This window comes from Algibacter sp. L1A34, assembly GCF_009796805.1.
Lineage (GTDB): Bacteria > Bacteroidota > Bacteroidia > Flavobacteriales > Flavobacteriaceae > Algibacter.
Genome location: NZ_CP047029.1, coordinates 4,554,708 through 4,573,732 on the forward strand (window position 1 = coordinate 4,554,708; position 19,025 = coordinate 4,573,732).

The 19,025-nt window shown below is 32.4% G+C and carries 15 protein-coding genes; 7 read left to right on the top strand and 8 right to left on the bottom strand.

Going from position 1 to position 19,025, the window contains the following annotated elements; translation table 11 throughout:
* Positions 1–28: 28 nt before the first annotated feature.
* The 4 genes from GQR97_RS19235 to GQR97_RS19250 form a co-directional block, all read right to left on the bottom strand.
* Positions 29–1,483 (bottom strand): lipopolysaccharide biosynthesis protein, encoded by a 1,455-nt coding sequence (locus GQR97_RS19235; RefSeq protein WP_158851368.1) that lies wholly within the window; start codon positions 1,481–1,483, stop codon positions 29–31.
* Between the two features lie 58 nt (positions 1,484–1,541).
* The gene (locus tag GQR97_RS19240) at positions 1,542–2,831 is read right to left on the bottom strand and encodes a glycosyltransferase family 4 protein (RefSeq protein WP_158851370.1); all 1,290 of its coding nucleotides are present in this window, start codon (positions 2,829–2,831) and stop codon (positions 1,542–1,544) included.
* Positions 2,832–2,863: 32 nt separating this feature from the next.
* Positions 2,864–5,284, bottom strand: coding sequence for a YfhO family protein (locus tag GQR97_RS19245; protein ID WP_158851372.1), 2,421 nt, complete (start codon positions 5,282–5,284; stop codon positions 2,864–2,866).
* Positions 5,285–5,398: 114 nt separating this feature from the next.
* Positions 5,399–5,650 (bottom strand): DUF4834 family protein, encoded by a 252-nt coding sequence (locus GQR97_RS19250; RefSeq protein ID WP_158851374.1) that lies wholly within the window; start codon positions 5,648–5,650, stop codon positions 5,399–5,401.
* Between the two features lie 169 nt (positions 5,651–5,819).
* On the opposite strand from GQR97_RS19250, the gene GQR97_RS19255 reads away from it, so the two are divergent.
* Positions 5,820–6,827: a transporter gene (locus GQR97_RS19255; RefSeq protein ID WP_158851376.1), complete on the top strand. Its 1,008-nt coding sequence runs from the start codon at positions 5,820–5,822 to the stop codon at positions 6,825–6,827.
* Between the two features lie 25 nt (positions 6,828–6,852).
* Positions 6,853–7,971 (top strand): GNAT family N-acetyltransferase, encoded by a 1,119-nt coding sequence (locus tag GQR97_RS19260; RefSeq protein WP_158851378.1) that lies wholly within the window; start codon positions 6,853–6,855, stop codon positions 7,969–7,971.
* Positions 7,972–8,044: 73 nt separating this feature from the next.
* Here the strand turns inward: GQR97_RS19260 and GQR97_RS19265 are convergent, their stop codons facing one another.
* The 3 genes from GQR97_RS19265 to GQR97_RS19275 all read right to left on the bottom strand — a co-directional run bounded on the left by GQR97_RS19265 (position 8,045) and on the right by GQR97_RS19275 (position 12,858).
* A complete protein-coding gene (locus tag GQR97_RS19265; RefSeq protein ID WP_158851380.1) occupies positions 8,045–9,304 on the bottom strand; it encodes an aminotransferase class I/II-fold pyridoxal phosphate-dependent enzyme in 1,260 nt (419 codons plus the stop codon).
* 299 nt (positions 9,305–9,603) lie between these two features.
* Positions 9,604–10,644, bottom strand: a complete 1,041-nt coding sequence (locus GQR97_RS19270; RefSeq protein ID WP_158851382.1) for a PLP-dependent cysteine synthase family protein — start codon at positions 10,642–10,644, stop codon at positions 9,604–9,606.
* 78 nt (positions 10,645–10,722) lie between these two features.
* Entirely contained in the window at positions 10,723–12,858 is a 2,136-nt protein-coding gene (locus GQR97_RS19275) for a S9 family peptidase (RefSeq protein ID WP_158851384.1), read from the bottom strand.
* A 78-nt stretch (positions 12,859–12,936) separates the two neighbouring features.
* Here GQR97_RS19275 and GQR97_RS19280 point away from each other — a divergent pair, with 78 nt between their 5' ends.
* Positions 12,937–13,260, top strand: a complete 324-nt coding sequence (locus tag GQR97_RS19280; protein WP_158851387.1) for a YbaB/EbfC family nucleoid-associated protein — start codon at positions 12,937–12,939, stop codon at positions 13,258–13,260.
* Positions 13,261–13,262: 2 nt separating this feature from the next.
* Here the strand turns inward: GQR97_RS19280 and GQR97_RS19285 are convergent, their stop codons facing one another.
* A complete protein-coding gene (locus GQR97_RS19285) occupies positions 13,263–14,279 on the bottom strand; it encodes a threonine aldolase family protein (protein ID WP_158851389.1) in 1,017 nt (338 codons plus the stop codon).
* Between the two features lie 94 nt (positions 14,280–14,373).
* Here GQR97_RS19285 and prfB point away from each other — a divergent pair.
* The 4 genes from prfB (at position 14,374) to GQR97_RS19305 (ending at position 18,962) form a co-directional block, all read left to right on the top strand.
* Positions 14,374–15,484, top strand: a protein-coding gene (gene prfB, locus GQR97_RS19290) for a peptide chain release factor 2 (protein ID WP_158851391.1) whose coding sequence is annotated in 2 segments (ribosomal slippage) — positions 14,374–14,436 and positions 14,438–15,484 — 1,110 coding nt in all. Because the reading frame shifts where the segments join, the coding sequence is not laid out codon by codon here.
* Positions 15,485–15,557: 73 nt separating this feature from the next.
* Positions 15,558–15,899 (top strand): arsenate reductase (glutaredoxin), encoded by a 342-nt coding sequence (gene arsC / locus GQR97_RS19295; protein ID WP_158851393.1) that lies wholly within the window; start codon positions 15,558–15,560, stop codon positions 15,897–15,899.
* A 47-nt stretch (positions 15,900–15,946) separates the two neighbouring features.
* Entirely contained in the window at positions 15,947–16,405 is a 459-nt protein-coding gene (locus GQR97_RS19300) for a GNAT family N-acetyltransferase (RefSeq protein ID WP_158851395.1), read from the top strand.
* Positions 16,406–16,550: 145 nt separating this feature from the next.
* A complete protein-coding gene (locus GQR97_RS19305; RefSeq protein WP_158851397.1) occupies positions 16,551–18,962 on the top strand; it encodes an outer membrane beta-barrel family protein in 2,412 nt (803 codons plus the stop codon).
* The last annotated feature ends 63 nt before the right edge of the window (positions 18,963–19,025 follow it).

Sequence of the window (19,025 nt, forward strand, 5' to 3'; positions counted from 1 at the left end):
GAAATAAAAGCTCAAAATCAAGTTTATTCTAAACCTTCAAATACTTTTGAAGTAACTTAGAAATATCTTCAGAAAATTTAAATTTAAAAACAACAAAGCCATAAAGAACAGCTATTAAAATGGACTTTAATGCAATGTTTAAAATAGGATGAAATGGAAAATCCCAGAAATAAAATATTAAAGTACAAGCACCTATAAACAATCCAATTTGAAGTGTTTTAGCAGAAAATGGTGAGATTTTAAATTTCTTATAAACAAAATATAATTTAATCGAATTGTATAAAAACACAGCTAAAAATGTAGCTAATCCTGCTCCATTAATTCCAAGAACCGGAATAAACAACATATTAAAAACTACCATAACAATTACCAAAATAACACCTAAAACAAGTACCATTCTATAATAATCACTATTAAAAAGAATAGCGTTATTGCTTCCTAAAAGGGAATCGTAAAGTTTTACAACACTAATCATAAAAACCACATAAAGCCCCTCATTAAATTCCTCTGGAATTATTAGATATAACTGATTAATATTTAAAACTATTAATAAAAAAATGAAACCACCAACAATAAATAGGTTTAACGAACTACGTTTATACAAATCTTCTAGAGTATCATAATCGCGTTCATTTAATAACTTAGCCGTCATTGGCATTAATAATTGATGCATAGACCGTTGTGGTACCGCAATAACTGCAGTTATAAAAATAGCTACATTATAATACGCAATTTCTTTAATTTGAATATAGTGGCCGAGCATCACTTTATCAACGTCTAAAAGAGAGGTAGCAATGGCTCCTGCTATAATTATTAATCCAGAATATTTTAAAATCCGGCTTAAATTTTTAATCTTTTTAAAGGTTAATTTTGGAAATTTTAAAGTGAAAGCATACACCTTCATAATCAACATTCTAATAAAATAAATAACAGCCAAACCAGCCATAAATTGCTCTAAATCTATATACTTATAATAAAAAGCAAATAGTAATAACATGCTACCTACACGATGAAAGACTTCTTTCATAAAGTTACCAAAAACAGTTTGCATTTGCACTTTCGCCCATGAAAAAAACAATTCAAAATAAGCTAGTGAAATAGCAATAACAACCGTGTGCCATAAATATTTTTTGATTATCGGGTTTTTATTCGCCAATAAATCGCCAATAAAATCATAACCGAAATATGTGAGTAAAACAATAGGAATAATGACCGCAATAGGCATTAACAACATGAGTGTTAAAAAACTATTTAATGATTCTCGAGTTTTAAAAGTAGTATAAAACTTAACCAAAGAATTATACGCACCAAAAGACATTAATGGCATAATAACATAGGCTAAAGAAAGCATATAGCCAACCATACCATAGTTATCGTCGCTTAAAATTTTGGTGTAAAGAAATAAGGTATTTATTGCTCCAATTAAAAACCCCAAATAGGTAGAAACTATATTTTTAAAAGATTGAGAAGCAACTATGCCCATTATTTTTATAAAATTTCAATGTTAAAACTATAAATACCGATGTTTATAATATAGATTCTCAAGGCTTTTTTAAAACCGAAACTAGTTTAGAAGTTAAGTTTTTTCTACTATATTTTTGCAAGCCAATAGCATGCATCTGCAAACTTTTATTTTGATAGCTCTTATAATACGCGAAGATAGTCGATTTTAAGGATTTATAATCTGTGTAATAAAAGTAGTTTCCTGTATTGGTTTCTTTAATGATGCTTTCCACATCTGTATCTTTTGGACCTAAAGCCAAAATTGGACGATTAGAAACCATGTATTCAAACAATTTACCAGGAATAATACATTTTGTTTCTTCGGAATCAATTTCAACTAATAATAAAACCTGTGAACTTTTTTGATAAGTAATTGATTCTTTATGTGATACATAACCAATATTATTCACGTAATCAGTCAGTCCTTTTTTTTCAATAGACTTTAAAACGGTTTCGCTAACGGCTCCAACAAAATTTAACTGAAAATCTTTAGAAAACATTTCGTTCTCATTTACTAATTCTGCTAAAACTTGCCATAAAATTTCAGGATTCCGTTTAGACAATAATGACCCAATATGTGCTATTGTGAATTTAGTATCTAGTGGTTTAGTTTCAGCCGTTTCATAATCGTAACCATTCGTAATGACTTCAATTGGCTTATCTGTTATGCTTTCAAATTCAGTTTTTGTAACCGAACTTGTCACTAAAATATCATCGGCTGTTTTTAAAACCTGTTTTTCTAAAGCTTTATGTTTTAGCTTAGAAGTTTCTGTTAATTTTAATTGCTTGTGATAACCAATAGTTGTCCATGGATCGCGAAAATCTGCAATCCATTTCACACCACATTTCTCTTTTAGTTGCAGACCTATAAGGTGTAAACTATGCGGTGGGCCGGTAGTTATTATAGTCGAAATATTTTCTTTTTCAATATAATCTAAAAGATAGGCTACGGATGGTTTTACCCAACTTTTACGAGCATCGGGAATAAAGAAGTTTCCACGAATATAAAGCATCGATTTTTCAATAAAACTTTGAGTTTTTTGTTCTGGAATAATACCTTTACTAATGGTATTAGATGATTTTTTTGAAAATAAACTCGCCAATTTATACGGTTCGTTTATAGGCTGTTTTAAAATAGTAATGTCTTTTGAAACTTCCGGAATTAAGCTCTCATCAACTAAAGGATAATTTGGGTTTTCTGGAATATAAACAATAGGCTCAACATCAAATTCTGGCAAGTATTTTACAAACTTTAACCAACGTTGCACTCCTGGCCCACCTGCTGGCGGCCAATAATACGTTATAATGAGTACTTTTAATTTCTTCATTTTTTAGAGTTCCACATAAACGAAAATAAAAACTATTCTTTTTTAAATCCGTAGAAAAGTCCGCCTAGCAATAATAACCCAAATAAAACAGAACTAGCAAGAGCAATGGTACTTCCTGTTTTTACAACATCTGGATCAAATTTAAATATAATTTCATGTTTACCTGCAGGAACTTCTAAACCACGTAAGGTGTAATTTACTCGTATATGCTGCGTTTCTTCTCCATCGATAAATGTTTTCCAACCATTTCCATAATACACTTCAGAAAATACAGCAAAACCGTTATTTGCATTATTAGAGCTATACTTTAAATAATTAGGTTGCTGCTCTACAATTTTAATACTAGCCAAAGAATCAACAGTAAATTGTTTGCTTTCCGTTGGAATTAACACATCGCTTCTTTTAGCAAAAACAGCAATATGTTTATTATCTAAACTATCTAATGCTTTAATCTCTTCGTTTGCAGAATTAACCATTTTCAAATCATTAACAAACCAAGCCGCTCCATTTGCATCTCTATTTGTGTATGGAAATGTTTCTCCTTTTTCACCTTGAGCAATAATATATTTCGTGTTAAACATATTTAGCACATTCATATTGTTCTTCGAAATATAAAAATCGAAAACTTCTCGATACCGTTTTAATTCAGCAGCATTATAACCATTCATAGAATTATGAAAATAGGATGGTTTTGATGGCCCCGAAACTAAATCGTAGACACGATAATAACTTTTATCTTGTAAAATAGCTTTATCGACAGCATTTGCCTCAAAAGGTTTATTCATTTTAATTGATGATACAAAATCGTCATTATTTACATACCGTTTATCAACCCCAACTAAATCGAACAATAAAAGCACAGCAAAGGCAACAACCAATAAATTTTCTTTTAGCTTACCTTTTAAATACGCGAAAATTAATCCAGCTGAAAGCAATACTAAAACTAAACTTCTTAAAGTGTCCGATGTAAAAACACTCTTTCTATCCTCTTTTAATGCATCCACAAATTCTGCTCCGTAATTCTGACGATAATAACCATCATTCATACCAACAAAATCAAATAGGGACGATTTCAACATTAAAAACAAAAGAGCTAAACCGCCTGTAATTATTGTGGCATATTTTAACGCCTTTAGCTTTTCATCTTCCTTCTCATATTTATTAAACAAGCGTACTAAACCAAAAACGCCTAAAACAGGAATACACAATTCTAATAAAACTTGTATCGAAGTTACCGCTCTAAACTTGTTGTAAAGTGGTACATAATCAATAAAAAAGTTAGTTAGAAAGCCTAAATTCTTTCCGTAAGACAACAATAAAGAAAATAATGTTCCACCAACAAGCCACCATTTTAAACGCCCTTTTACCAAAAACAAAGCGAATACAAATAGAAATAAAATAACCGCACCTACATAAGCTGGCGCTTCCACTATGGGTTGATCTCCCCAATATAATGGTGCATGTTTAGCTTCTTCGGCAGCTTGTGTTGTTGTAGCTCCTAATTTTCTAAAAGCTTCATAAGTAGCTGAATCTTTTCCAACATTTTCACCATTACCACCACCCATAAACCGAGGAATAAACAGGTTAAATGTTTCAGCAAAACCATAACTAAACTGCGTGATATAATCTTTATCTAATCCGTTTGAAACTGCTTTTGGAGAACCATCGGCATTAATCGTTAGTTCGGTTTTTCCTCTGGTACTTTCCTTTACATATTCATTTGTAGCCATAACGCTAGTTGCGTTTAAGGCAATAGAAAGAATAACAGCTGCAAACAAAATACCTACGGATTTAAAAAAATGAGGTAATGCTTGTTTATTATAAGCATCTACTAAATAAGCGAGTCCCAAAATAAGCACCAACAGCATTAAATAATAAGTCATTTGAAAATGATTCGACACAATTTCTAAACCCATTGCCAATACCGTAAGCAAAAAACCTGCTATATATTTCCTCCTAAACGTGAGTATAATACCGCTTAGTACCAAAGGCATGTATGCTATAGCATGTGCTTTACTATTGTGCCCAACTCCCAAAATAATGATTAAATAAGTTGAAAACCCAAAGGCTATAGCTCCAAGCACAGCGAGCTTAAAATCGACTTTTAGTACTAATAACAAAACGTAAAAACCTAATAAATAAAGAAATAAATAATCAGCTGGGCGAGGTAAAAAGCGCAGTGCCAAATCTATTTTTTTAATGTAATTATGTGGGTATTTGGCTCCCAATTGGTACGTTGGCATACCAGCAAAGGCTCCGTTTGTCCAATAGGTTTCTTCTCCAGTTTGTGCTTTAAAATCTTTTTGTTGCTTGCTCATGCCAATAAACTGAACAATATCACTTTGATAGATTTCTTTACCTTGTAAAACAGGGCTAAAATAGGCCAATGATAATATTACAAACCCTAAAAGAACTAAGATATGTGGAAGTATGCGTTTAATTGTAAATTGCATGAAAGTATTTTATAACAATGAATGTGAAAATTAGTTATTATTTTCTTAGCATCGAAGTTTATCTTTTATTTTAAAAAATTAACGCTTTCGCGGAAATAAAAAAAAGAATTCACCTTAATCGACTTCTTCATAATCCACGTAATCACCAACATCTTTATTGGATGTTTTTATATTCGGAATTTTATCAATAGTAACCTTCCCTTCCTCTTTAACAGGCTCTTGCTGCTTCTTTTGAAACTGACCACCAAATCGCTCTTCAGCTTTTTTTACGGCAAACTTCATCAAAAAAGGCGCAAATATTCTTGAAAGCACTTTGAATAAATAATAAACTAAAACAATTATAAATATGGTTCTTAATAAACCCATAACTGAAACTTTTGATTAAAACTAACAACAAAAATACAATTCTATACGTTTAAAAAACATTGAAAAATGATAAAAAATATATAAAATATCTATATTTGACAACCCTTTATCATTAGCACATTAAAATATAAAATCCACGCACACTAAGAATGCGTTAAAAATTTCAAATATGAAAGCCATCAAATCGATTTTAATTATCCTACTAAGTTTTGTTTCAACTCAAGCTTTTTGCCAATATACCGATGTTATAAATTCTAATCGACCAGGCGTTTCGCGAAGTGCCTTTTCTGTAGGAACAAACGTAGCGCAATTTGAAGTTGGCCCATACATTATTGAAGAAGAACGTACGCCGGCAATTGGTTATAAAGTTTCAGGTTTTGGAGCAGATTTTGCTATACGTTACGGATTATTATGGGAACCATTGGAACTTAATTTTGAAGGAAACTATCAAAGTGATAACAAATCTTTTTCGACAGATTTATCTAATAAAGACCGACGTTCAAATTTTAAATACCTAACACTTGGTGCCAAATATTTAGTATATGATCCTTATAAAAATGCTGAAGAAGACAAGCCTAATTTATTCAGTTGGAAAGCTAACCACAGATTTAAATGGAAGTCTTTAATTCCTGCAATAGCGGTTTATGCTGGTGCAAATTTCGATACGCCAGACAATCCTTATACAGCCGATGCCATAGAAGGAGTTAGCCCTAAAGTGATGATTGCTACCCAAAATAATTTTTCTGGAGGTTGGGTTTTTGTAATGAATTTAATTAAAGATCGTATTGGCACAGAGCAATCGGACTTTCAATATATATTAACCTTAACACATTCTTTTAGTCCGCAGTGGGTTGTTTTTGGAGAAACTCAAGCTATTAAAAGTGATTATTATGCCGATAATTTGTTTAGATTTGGTGGCGCTTATTTGTGGGGCAAAGATTTTCAATTAGATACAGCATTAACCTTTAATACTAAAGACACACCATCCGTTTTTAGTGTGAATTTTGGGATGTCTTACCGATTAGATTTTCATAAAGACAAAGAAATGGACAATGGCACATCCGTTGAAGATTCCATGAAACGAAAAGGAAGTAAGAAGAAGAAAAAGAGTGGTAAAAAAAGTACTAAAGAAGAAACAAAAAAACAAAAACGTGACGCTATAGATTTTGAAGATTAATCGGAGAAATTTAGTATAAAAGCATATGATTACACTAAAAGAAGTAAAAACTAAAAAAGATCTAAAAGCATTTGTAAAATTCCCTTTTACATTGTACAAAGATTGTGAATACTGGACACCTCCGATAATTAGTCAGGAAGTAAAAACATTTGATAAAAATGAAAATCCTGTTTTCAAAGATGCCGAAGCTCAGTTATTCTTAGCATACAAAAACAATAATATTGTTGGACGAATAGCTGCAATTACTAACAATTTAGAAATAGAAGATCAAAACATAAAAAAAATGCGTTTTGGTTGGTTCGATTTTATTGACGATTTAGAGGTTTCTAAGATTTTACTTAACAAGGTTTCTGAAATAGGAAAAAGTAAAAATTTAGAATATACTGAAGGTCCTGTCGGATTCTCTAATTTAGATAAAGTAGGTGTTATGACAGAAGGCTTTGAGAGCATCGCTCCTATGGTTACCTGGTATAATCATGCCTATTATGTAAAACATTACGAAGCTGCCGGTTTTGAGATAGAAAAATCTTATTCTGAAAGTCGTTTCCCCTTTGAAAACGTTAAGCCAGAATTCTTTAAAAAAGCACAAGAACTTATAAAAAGACGTTATCAACTAAAAGCTTTAAAGTTCACTAAAACGAGTGAAGTAATGCCTTATGTTGATAAAATGTTCGATTTATTTAACGAAAGCTACGCTTCATTATCATCGTTTGTTGCGATAAATGATATTCAAAAAGCATATTTTAAGAAGAAATTTATAAGTTTTGTTAATCCAGAATATATCAAATTTGTAGTTGATAAAGATGATAAACTAGTTGGTTTTGCCATTGTAATGCCAGCCTTTGCAAAAGCTTTAAAAAAGATGAATGGTAAACTTTTTCCTTTTGGTTTCCGCCATATTTTGAATGCCAAAAAGAATAGTAAAGATGTTATTTTCTATTTAATAGGAATTCATCCAGACTACCAAAACAAAGGTGTACATGCCGTAATTTTTAACGAATATTACGAAACGTTTAAAGAAAAGGGTATTGAGACTTGTTTTAGAACGCCAGAATTAGAAGATAATCATGCCATCCACCAAATATGGAAGCATTTTGATCCTGTGGTTTACAAACGAAGAAAAACGTATAAAAAGCTACTTTAAAACTTTAGTTATAAAAATAAAAAAACCGATTCAATTAAAATTGAATCGGTTTTTTTAATATATTTTATTGTAATTATTCGCCCATTGCTGCCATAACAGAAGCAGATAAACGTTTGTACGTTCCATTTTCTAAACGCTCTCTAATAGCATCAAATGCATTTAAAGTCTCAGTTACATCTTCCAAAGTATGTGTTGCCGTAGGAATTAATCTTAATAAAATTAGTCCTTTTGGAATTACAGGATACACTACTATAGAACAGAAAACACCATAGTTTTCACGTAAATCCTTAACTAAAGCCATGGCTTCTGGAATACTTCCTTTTAGATATACTGGCGTTACACAACTTTGCGTTGTACCGATATCGAAACCTCTTGCTTTTAAACCAGATTGTAATGCATTTACATTTTCCCAAAGTTTAGCTTTAAGTTCTGGCATTGTTTTAAGCATATCTAAACGCTTAAGAGCTCCAGCTACTAATTGCATTTGCAAAGATTTTGCAAACATTTGAGAACGTAAATTATATTTTAAATAATCGATTATTTCTTTATCACCGGCAATAAAAGCACCTGTACTAGCTAAAGATTTAGCAAATGTTGCAAAATATACATCAATATCATCTTGCACACCTTGTTCTTCACCTGTTCCTGCTCCTGTTTTCCCTAAAGTTCCAAAACCATGAGCATCATCAACAAATAATCTGAAATTAAATTTCTTTTTAAGAGCTACAATTTCTTTTAAACGACCTTGTTCACCACGCATTCCAAAAACACCTTCAGAAATCACTAAAATTCCTCCGCCTGTTTGTTCTGCCATTTTAGTAGCACGCTCTAAATTTTTCTCTAAACTAGCTACATCATTATGTTTATATGTAAAACGTTTCCCCATGTGTAAACGTACACCATCAATAATACAAGCGTGAGCATCAACATCATAAACAATAATATCATGTTTAGACACTAAAGCATCGATAGTAGATACCATACCTTGATATCCAAAGTTTAATAAATATGCTGCTTCTTTACTTACAAAAGATGCCAATTCATTTTGAAGTTTTTCGTGTAAATCAGTGTGGCCAGACATCATTCTAGCTCCCATTGGATAAGCAGAACCGTATTGTGCAGCTGCCTCAGCATCTACTTTACGTACTTCTGGGTGATTGGCTAAACCTAAGTAGTCATTAATACTCCAAGTGATTACGTCTTTTCCTTGAAACTTCATTCTATTAGAAATTTCACCTTCCAATTTTGGAAACACAAAATAACCTTCAGCCTGAGACGCCCACTTTCCTAGTGGTCCTTTGTCTTTATAAATCTTTTCAAATAAATCCTTCATCTATTATAAATTGGTATTGCTATTAAACTTGAGATATAACTCCAACTAGAATAAAACTGCTTTTTAGGAACACAAACAATATAAGTTGCTTATGAAAGAATAAAGAATGCTTTTGTTTTAGTTAGTAGCTGCAAAATTAAATATTTATATGCATTGAACATAATTTTTTACCATGCATTTACGAAATATAGACAATAAAGTTAAAAAAATCATCTATATCGATTTTTCGAAGCATAAAAAAAGTCCATATTTCACAATTTAGTAAAATATGGACATATAATATGTTATAATATTCTTAATTATTTTATGTATTGTATGCTCTGCGCTGCTGCTTCATTTTGCGAATCGAAAAACCCTTGATCACTCATCCACTTATCGCTATACACTTTACTCATATATCGAGAACCGTGATCCGGATAAATAACAACAATTTTATCTCCTTCTTTAAACTCGCCTTGCTCACCCAATTGCTTAATAGCCTGTGTAGCAGCTCCAGATGTATAACCTACAAACAAACCTTCTGTTCTAGCTATTTCTCTAGCAGTATGAGCACTTTCTTCATCGGTTACTTTTACAAATTCATCTATAATATCGAAATCTGTAGCACCTGGTATTAAATTTTTACCTAAACCTTCTATTCGATAAGGATAAATTTCCTTTTCGTCGAATTCTCTAGTTTCGTGGTATTTTTTAAGTACCGAACCAAAAGCATCAACACCTATCACTTTTATGTTAGGATTTTGCTCTTTTAAGTATTTTGCTGTTCCGGAAATAGTTCCTCCTGTTCCACTACAAGCGACTAAATGCGTTATTTCTCCTTCTGTTTGTTTCCAAATTTCCGGACCTGTAGAATTATAATGTGCATCAATATTTAATTGATTAAAATATTGATTAATGTAAACTGAACCTTTTAATTCTTCATGAATACGTTTTGCAACTTGATAGTAAGATCTTGGATCGTCTGCACTAACATGCGCTGGACAAACATAAACCTTAGCGCCCATGGTACGTAACATATCAATTTTATCTGGAGAAGACTTTGAACTTACCGCCAAAATACATTCGTATCCTTTAATGATACTTACCATCGCAATACTAAAACCGGTGTTTCCAGAGGTTGTTTCTACAATAGTATCGCCTGGTTTTAAAACACCTTCTTTCTCGGCTTGTTCTATAATGTAAAGTGCTATTCTATCTTTTGATGATTGCCCTGGGTTAAAACATTCTACTTTAGCGTAAAAATCTCCTTCGAACTTAGAGGTTATTCTATTTAGCTTTACTAAAGGAGTATTGCCAACTAACTCTAATACATTATCAAATACTTGATTTCTGTGTTTCATAAATTCATTTTACAAGTTGCTCTAATTTTATAAATCAAAACTTCTCAAAACTTGACAAAAATAAGACATTTTTTTTTATTAGCGGTTAATTCCTTCCAAATCTAGCAAAAACGCGTATTCTAGAGCAACTTCTTTAAGACTTTCAAAACGCCCAGAAGCCCCTCCATGCCCCGATTCCATATCCGTTTGAAGCAGTAATTTATTCGTGTCTGTTTTTAATTCTCTAAGCTTCGCAACCCACTTTGCTGGCTCCCAATATTGCACTTGAGAATCGTGTAAACCAGTTGTAACCAACATATTCGGATAGTTTTTAGCCTCTACATTATCATAAGGTGAATACGATTTCATGTAATGGTAATAAGTCTCATTATTTGGGTTTCCCCACTCGTCATACTCTCCAGTAGTTAAAGGTATAGAGTCGTCTAGCATAGTAGTAACCACATCTACAAATGGCACAGCCGCTAAAACACCGTTGTACAATTCTGGATTCATATTAATTATTGCTCCCATTAGCAAACCACCAGCAGAACCGCCGTAAGCATATAAATGTTTGTTTGACGTATAATTTTCTTCAATTAAGAATTTAGAACAATCTATAAAATCTGTAAATGTATTTTTCTTGGTTAGCAGTTTTCCTGTTTCGTACCAATTGCGACCTAAATATTCACCACCTCTAATATGCGAAATAGCATAAACAAAACCTCGATCTAGCAAGCTTAAACGAATGGTAGAAAACGAAGGATCTATGGTTGAACCATAAGAACCGTAAGCATATTGCAATAATGGATTTGTTCCATCCAATTTAATTCCTTTTTTATAAACTAAAGAAATTGGCACTTTTACACCATCGCGAGCGGTTGCCCAAACACGCTTAGATTCGTAGTTTTCCTTATTAAACTTCCCGCCTAAAACCTCTTGTTCTTTTTTAATTTCACTAGTTTTGGTCTTGAAGTTATAATCCATTACCGAACTCGGGTTGGTTAACGAATTAAAACCATAACGCATAACATCACTATCAAAATCTGGATTATTACCAATGTAAGATGTATAAGTTTCAGAATTGAAAGGTAAGTAATAATCTTCACTACCATCCCAGCTTATTATTCGGATGTTGTTTAATCCGTTTTCACGTTCATTAACAACTAAATAATCTTTAAAAATCTCAATATCCTCTAATAAAACATCTTTTCTATGAGGCAGTAAATCTTTCCAATTTTCTTTCTCTGTAGCTGTTTCACTCGTTTTTAATAGCTTGAAGTTTGTAGCACCATCGCAATTAGAAATAATATAAAAAGCATCATCATAATGAGCGATACTATATTCCATATCGTCTGTTCTTTCTTGAAATATTTTGAATGCAGCATCAGGAGTATCGGCACTTAAAATTTGATATTCCGAAGATAATGTACTCGACGAACCAATGATAATATATTTTTTAGATTTAGTTTTATAAACAAAGGTATTAAAGGTCTCATCGGCTTCATGATAAACCTCAACATCATCTGTGGAATCACTACTTAATTTATGCTTAAATATTTTATGAGAACGCAAAGTTATCTCATCCTTCATGGTATAAAACAACGTTTTATTATCGTTTGCCCATGTAGCACTTCCAGTAGTATTTAAAATTTTATCATCTAAAATAGCACCGGTTTCAAGGTTTTTAATTTGAACCGTATATTGCCTTCTACTGACAGTATCGGTAGAAAAAGCTGCCATTTTATTATCTGGACTTATGGAAATACCTCCTAAACTAAAGTATGAATGATCTTTTGCCATTTCATTACAATCGAATAGAATTTCTTCTTTAGCATCTAAACTTTCTTTTTTACGCAAATAAATAGGGTAATCTTTTCCTGTTTCGTAACGCGTAATGTACCAATAGTCGTTTAATTTATATGGTAATGATGAGTCGTCTTCTTTAATTCTCCCCTTCATTTCTTCAAATAAATCCTTCTGAAACCCCTCTGTATGCTTCATTAATGCCTTTGTATAATCATTCTCAGCATTTAAATAATCAATAACCTCAGGATTTTCACGATCGTTTAACCAATAATAATTATCGATTCTAACATCATTATGCATTTCTAATGTTTTCGATATTTTTTTAGCTGAAGGAATAGTTACTTCATTTATAGATTTACTCATATTTATATTTTTACACGAAGCGGCAAAAGTAAAACTTACGCTTAAAAGAATGGTTGCTATTTTCATTTTTCGTTTAAAATACAATAAATTGGCTTAGTATTTGATAAATTTGCATTTACCAACCCCCTTAAAAAATATAAAAATATGTTTGGAGATATGATGGGCATGATGAGCAAACTCAAAGAAGCCAAGAAAAAAGTAGAAGAAACAAAAGAACGTTTAAATACCGTTTTAGTTGATGAAGCTAGTAACGATAATAAACTTAAAATTACTTTAACGGCCAATAGAACTATTAAATCTATTGATATAGACGATGAGTTATTAAAAGATAAGGAACAACTTGAAGATTACCTTGTTTTAACACTAAATAAGGCTATTGAAAAGGCAACCCAAATTAATGAAGCTGAACTTGCTGCAGCTGCAAAAGATGGAATGCCTAATATTCCTGGAATGGATATGTTTAAGTAAATTTAAAATTTTCTTAATTCACTCAAAAGTTTATCGTGCATAACATTGGTGTAATCCAAATGCGTAACCATACGTAATTTATTACCGCCCATACCTATAATATGGATGTTTTTATCGGCTAATTTTTGAGTGAATTCATTTTCGTCCGCTCCACCAATTAGTTCAAATATTACGATATTCGTTTCTATAGGTTCTACAGATTTAACAATTGAAAGATCACCTAAAACAGCTCCAATTTCTTTTGCTTTTTTATGATCTTCAGCCAATCTTTCAATATTATTATCCAAGGCATACAAACCTGCCGCAGCTAAATACCCGGCCTGGCGCATGTTTCCACCAAATATTTTACGGATTCTAATAGCGTTTTGCATAATAACTCCGTCACCAACTAAAACGGAACCAACAGGACAACCTAAACCTTTACTTAAACACACAGAAATGGTATCGAACACTTTTCCATATTGCTCCGTAGTTTCATTTTTTTCAACTAAAGCATGCCATAAACGTGCACCATCTAAATGAAATCCTAGGTTATTTTCATCGCAAACTTTTCTAATTTTCTGTATTTCATTAAAATCCCAACATGAACCTCCACGTCTATTTGCCGTATTTTCAATTTCTACTAAACTCGTTTTACTATAATAATAAGCTTCTGGATTTATGGTTGTCAAAACATCACTTGCCGTAAACATGCCGTTATTTATATCTAATAAATTACAAGACACTCCACTATTAAAGGATGCTCCACCAGATTCGTAGTTAAAAATATGAGCATATTTATCGCAAATTACTTGGTCTCCAGGATTGGTATGCAATTTTATAGCTGTTTGGTTTGCCATGGTACCACTCGGAAAAAACATTGCAGTTTCCTTACCAAACATTTTTGCTATTCGGCTTTCAAGTTCGTTTACTGTTGGATCTTCTCTAAACACATCATCGCCTACAGATGCTTGCATCATGGCCTCTAACATGGGTTTTGATGGCTTTGTAACGGTATCACTTCTTAGATCAATAATCATATCTTTAATTTGTGTATAAAGCTATAAAATTATATTCAGAATTGTTTTCTGCTGGGGTAAAGAAATCTTATTTTTGTTTCAAATAAAATTATACATGATAACTTCCGATCAAATTAAAGATCTAAATACCCGCCTCGATAAACTTAGGCACTATCTTTGACATAGACGCCAAACTGATAGAAATACAAAACGAAGAAGAACAAACTTTCGACCCCAATTTCTGGAACGACTCTAAAGCTGCAGAAATTATAATGAAATCACTCCGTGTGAAGAAAAAATGGGTGGGAGATTACAAAACAGCAAAAACGCGATACGAAGACCTTGAGGTTTTATACGAATTCTATAAGGAAGATGAAGCCACGGCCGAAGATGTAGAAACGCAATACAATTTATTAGCAACCCAGCTAGAAGATATTGAGTTTAAAAACATGCTCTCGGAAGAAGGAGATAGCCTTAGTGCTGTACTACAAATTACAGCCGGTGCCGGCGGAACAGAAAGTTGCGACTGGGCAAGTATGCTTATGCGTATGTACTTAATGTATGCAGAAAAAAGTGGTTTTAAGGTGAAGGAACTTAACTTTCAAGAAGGTGATGTTGCTGGTATAAAAACTGTAACGCTAGAAATTGAAGGTGACTTTGCTTTTGGTTGGCTAAAAGGTGAAAATGGCGTACACAGATTAGTACGTATTTCTCCGTTTGATAGTAATGCCAAACGCCATACCAGTTTTGCTTCGGTTTACGTATACCCCCTTGTTGATGATACTATTGAAGTTGAAATAAACCCTGCCGATATCGAGATTACAACGGCACGATCTAGTGGTGCTGGTGGACAAAATGTAAATAAAGTTGAAACCAAAGTTCAGTTGTTGCATAAACCTTCAGGAATTCAAATTCAATGTTCTGAAACACGTTCTCAACACGATAATAGATCGCGTGCTATGCAAATGCTTAAATCGCAATTGTATGAAATTGAACTTCAAAAACAATTGGCACAGCGTGATGATATTGAAGCTGGAAAAATGAAAATTGAATGGGGAAGCCAAATTAGAAACTACGTGATGCATCCTTATAAATTAGTGAAAGATGTACGTACAGCACACGAAACCGGGAATGTAGATGCCGTGATGGATGGTAATATAGACAGCTTTTTAAAGGCCTATTTAATGATGATGGGACAAAAGGTTGAAGATGATGGGCAACTGTAAAATATAATTAAAAAAACCTATTAGGCTTAAAAGCTTGGTAGGTTTAATTTTAAACAAAAAACATTTAATTAAAATGACAAAAATTTATCATAATCCACGTTGCTCAAAATCGAGACAAGGTCTAGAAATTCTAGAAAACTCGGGAAAACCATTCGAGATTGTAAAATATTTGGACGATACCCTTTCCGCGGAAGCGTTAGAAGAAATAATAAGTCTTTTAAAAATAAAACCTATAGAATTAGTTAGAAAAAACGAAGCCATTTGGAAAAGTGATTTTAAAGGTAAAGACTTAACTGATACCGAAGTTATTGATGCCATGGTGCAAAACCCGAAGCTTATTGAACGCCCAATTGTTGTTAATGGAAAGAAGGCTGTTATTGGAAGACCACCAAGCTTGATTGTTGATATTGTTTAGTTAGGATTCACTAAAGATTATATGTGAAATTGTAATAAAATACTAATTTGGAAATCATAGAAGTTCATAAAAACGAATACACCGTTTCAACCGACAAGAATAAACTTGACGTTGCTGTTATTCACAAATTCCTTGCAAACGAAACCGACTGGAGTAACGGGATTCCACTAACCACCTTAAAAACATCTTTTGAAAACTCTTTAAATTTTGGGCTTTATTACAAAAATCAACAAATAGGATATGCTCGAATAATTTCAGACTATTCAACCATTGCATATTTAGGAGATGTTTTTGTTCTAAAGGAATATAGAGGAAAAGGGTTGAGCAAATGGCTTATAAATGAAATCATGAATCACCCAAATCTTCAAGGATTAAGACGATGGATTTTATTAACAGATACAGCAGAATGGCTTTATAAAAAATTTGGATTTACAGAATTACCTAATCCTGAGTTTTATATGGAAAAACATAATCCAAATGTTTACAACGGAATAAAAAAAACATAATATTTTGTCCTGCAGCTTCAATATAAGCTTTCCTCTTCCGCAGACGTTAATTTTAGTCATGTTAATTAACAAAGCTTTAACTGAAACAAGTTAAACCAACTCATAAATTTGCAGTCTAATTTTTTCAACCAATTAATAGACCTTTATGGTAAAACAATTATTTTTATTTACAATTTTCAGCCTATTTTCATTATTTGTAATCGCACAAAAAGAAGTTACAATTAGTGGAAAAGTAATAGATAAAGAAACCAACCAACCTCTAGAATACGCAACAATAGCTTTCTTCAATAAAAAGGCAAATAAAATGGAAACGGGTGGGATTACCGATTTAAAAGGAAATTTTTCTATCCCAGTTCCTGTTGGTTTTTACAATATTACTATCGAATATATTTCGTTTAAAACGATTACTATTGCTGATAAACAAATTAGTAAATCGGAAAATATTGGATCTTATTCTTTAGAAATCGATACAGAATCTTTAGGTGAAGTTGAAATAATAGCAGAACGTACCACTGTTGAAATTAAGCTCGATAAAAAAATATATAACGTTGGTAAAGATTTAACCGTAAGCGGTGGATCGGTTAGTGATGTTCTTGACAATGTACCATCGGTTTCTGTAGATGCTGAAGGGAGTGTTGCTTTACGCGGAAACGATAATGTACGCATTTTAATAAACGGAAAACCATCGGGACTAGTAGGCTTAAATTCAGCGGAAGCTTTACAACAATTACCTGCTGATGCTATTGAAAAAGTAGAAGTTATAACTTCGCCATCGGCAAGATATGAAGCTGAAGGAACTGGAGGAATTATCAATATTATTTTACGCCGTAGTAAACTCTTAGGTTTTAACGGTTCTATAACGACTAACGTTGGAAATCCTGATGCCGCTGGAATTTCGGGGAATATTAATTATAGAACGGGTAATGTAAATATTTTTAATACCACATCATACAGGTACACAGAAAGTGTTGGTAGGTGGTATAACGATGTGAAAAATTTTGATATTACTAAACCCGATTTAGATGAAAAAAGGAACTGGAATGATACCAGAAAAGGTATTACAACAAACACTGGTATTGAATGGTATATTACCGACTCTGCATCGATAACAAACTCCATTGTTTTTAGCGACAATAGCAGCGAAAACAACTCCGTAAACAACCTTTTATCTCTAAATAAAGAAAACAATACCACTTCAAAAAGTGTAAGGAAAGACCCTGAGAATAGCGATAGTGGTACCTTTCAATATGCTTTAAATTTTACAAAAGATTTTAAAACAGACGGACATAAATTTTCTTTCGATTTTCAATTTGAAAAATCGAATGATGATGAATATTCATTAATTAATAATGATGGTATCGATACCGATATTTTACAAACTTTGGAAGATGAACAACAAGTATTACTGCAAACCGATTATGTTTTACCTTTAGGTGATAATAGCCAGATTGAAATGGGATACCGTGGAGATTTTAGCACTACAGATACAGATTATCAAGTTTCATTACTTAACGATTCTGGTGCATTTGAATTAAACACCAACCTATCTAACGTATTTAATTTTAAACAATATTTAAATGCTGCTTATTTTCAGTTTGGAAGTAAAATTGATGATTTTTCATATTTGTTAGGTCTACGTTTGGAAAACACTAAAACCACGCTAGACCAGCCTACTTCGGGCGATTTTAAAAGAAAAAACTTAACAGGCCTATTTCCTACGGTAAACGTAAGTTATAAGTTTAGCGACGATGAAAGTATGACGATTGGTTATAACCGACGATTACGCAGACCACGTGGTTTTATGCTTAACCCCTTCCCTTCTCGATCAAGTTTAACTAATGTTTTTCAAGGAAATCCAGATTTGAACCCAACGTACTCTAGTGTTTTTGATATTGGATATTTAAATAGATTTGGAAAATTCACTTTAAGCTCATCTATTTATTATTCAAACTCAACAGATGTTATGTCTTTTGTGAGTAGAAAGAATGGAGAAAGTGTTGAGATAAATGGTGAAACATTTGATGTTATTCAGCGAGGCCCTGTTAATTTAGCTACCGATAATCGCTATGGTTTTGAGTTTAACTTAAACTTTAGCCCATCAAGAAAATGGCGTGTAAATACCGATTTTAATATTTACAAATTAGAACGAGATGGTAGCTTTGAGGATATTGACTTAACAGCAAACAATGTAACCTGGAATGCGCGTTTAACAAACAAGCTAACACTTCCATATGCTATAGATTGGCAAACAAACTTAAATTATCGAGGTCCTAGTGAAGACTCACAAAACGATAGACAAGGAAGCGGAACAGTTAACACAGCGCTTAGTAAAGATATTTTAAAAGATAAGGCATCGATAGCCTTTAATGTTAGAGATGTATTTAACTCTGGTGTTCACAGAAATGATATCACCACAGATACTTTTACAGCATACCAAGAAATTCAATTTAGAGGTGGTACAACTTACAATTTATCGTTTACCTACCGTTTTAACCAACAAAAGAAACAAGAACGTTCTGGAGGCCGTGGAGAAGGTGGCGACAGTATGGAAATGTAATATGCATTACTTAAAACCTGATAATAAAAAAACCTCAAAAATTATTTTGAGGTTTTTTTATTT

Coding starts and splice junctions, on each gene's coding strand:
- GQR97_RS19245 (WP_158851372.1), bottom strand. CDS start 5,284: ATGCAATTTACAATTAAACGCATACTTCCACATATCTTAGTTCTTTTA.
- GQR97_RS19240 (WP_158851370.1), bottom strand. CDS start 2,831: ATGAAGAAATTAAAAGTACTCATTATAACGTATTATTGGCCGCCAGCA.
- GQR97_RS19285 (WP_158851389.1), bottom strand. CDS start 14,279: ATGATTATTGATCTAAGAAGTGATACCGTTACAAAGCCATCAAAACCC.
- GQR97_RS19255 (WP_158851376.1), top strand. CDS start 5,820: ATGAAAGCCATCAAATCGATTTTAATTATCCTACTAAGTTTTGTTTCA.
- GQR97_RS19275 (WP_158851384.1), bottom strand. CDS start 12,858: ATGAAAATAGCAACCATTCTTTTAAGCGTAAGTTTTACTTTTGCCGCT.
- GQR97_RS19280 (WP_158851387.1), top strand. CDS start 12,937: ATGTTTGGAGATATGATGGGCATGATGAGCAAACTCAAAGAAGCCAAG.
- GQR97_RS19235 (WP_158851368.1), bottom strand. CDS start 1,483: ATGGGCATAGTTGCTTCTCAATCTTTTAAAAATATAGTTTCTACCTAT.
- arsC (WP_158851393.1), top strand. CDS start 15,558: ATGACAAAAATTTATCATAATCCACGTTGCTCAAAATCGAGACAAGGT.
- GQR97_RS19305 (WP_158851397.1), top strand. CDS start 16,551: ATGGTAAAACAATTATTTTTATTTACAATTTTCAGCCTATTTTCATTA.
- GQR97_RS19265 (WP_158851380.1), bottom strand. CDS start 9,304: ATGAAGGATTTATTTGAAAAGATTTATAAAGACAAAGGACCACTAGGA.
- GQR97_RS19260 (WP_158851378.1), top strand. CDS start 6,853: ATGATTACACTAAAAGAAGTAAAAACTAAAAAAGATCTAAAAGCATTT.
- GQR97_RS19270 (WP_158851382.1), bottom strand. CDS start 10,644: ATGAAACACAGAAATCAAGTATTTGATAATGTATTAGAGTTAGTTGGC.
- GQR97_RS19250 (WP_158851374.1), bottom strand. CDS start 5,650: ATGGGTTTATTAAGAACCATATTTATAATTGTTTTAGTTTATTATTTA.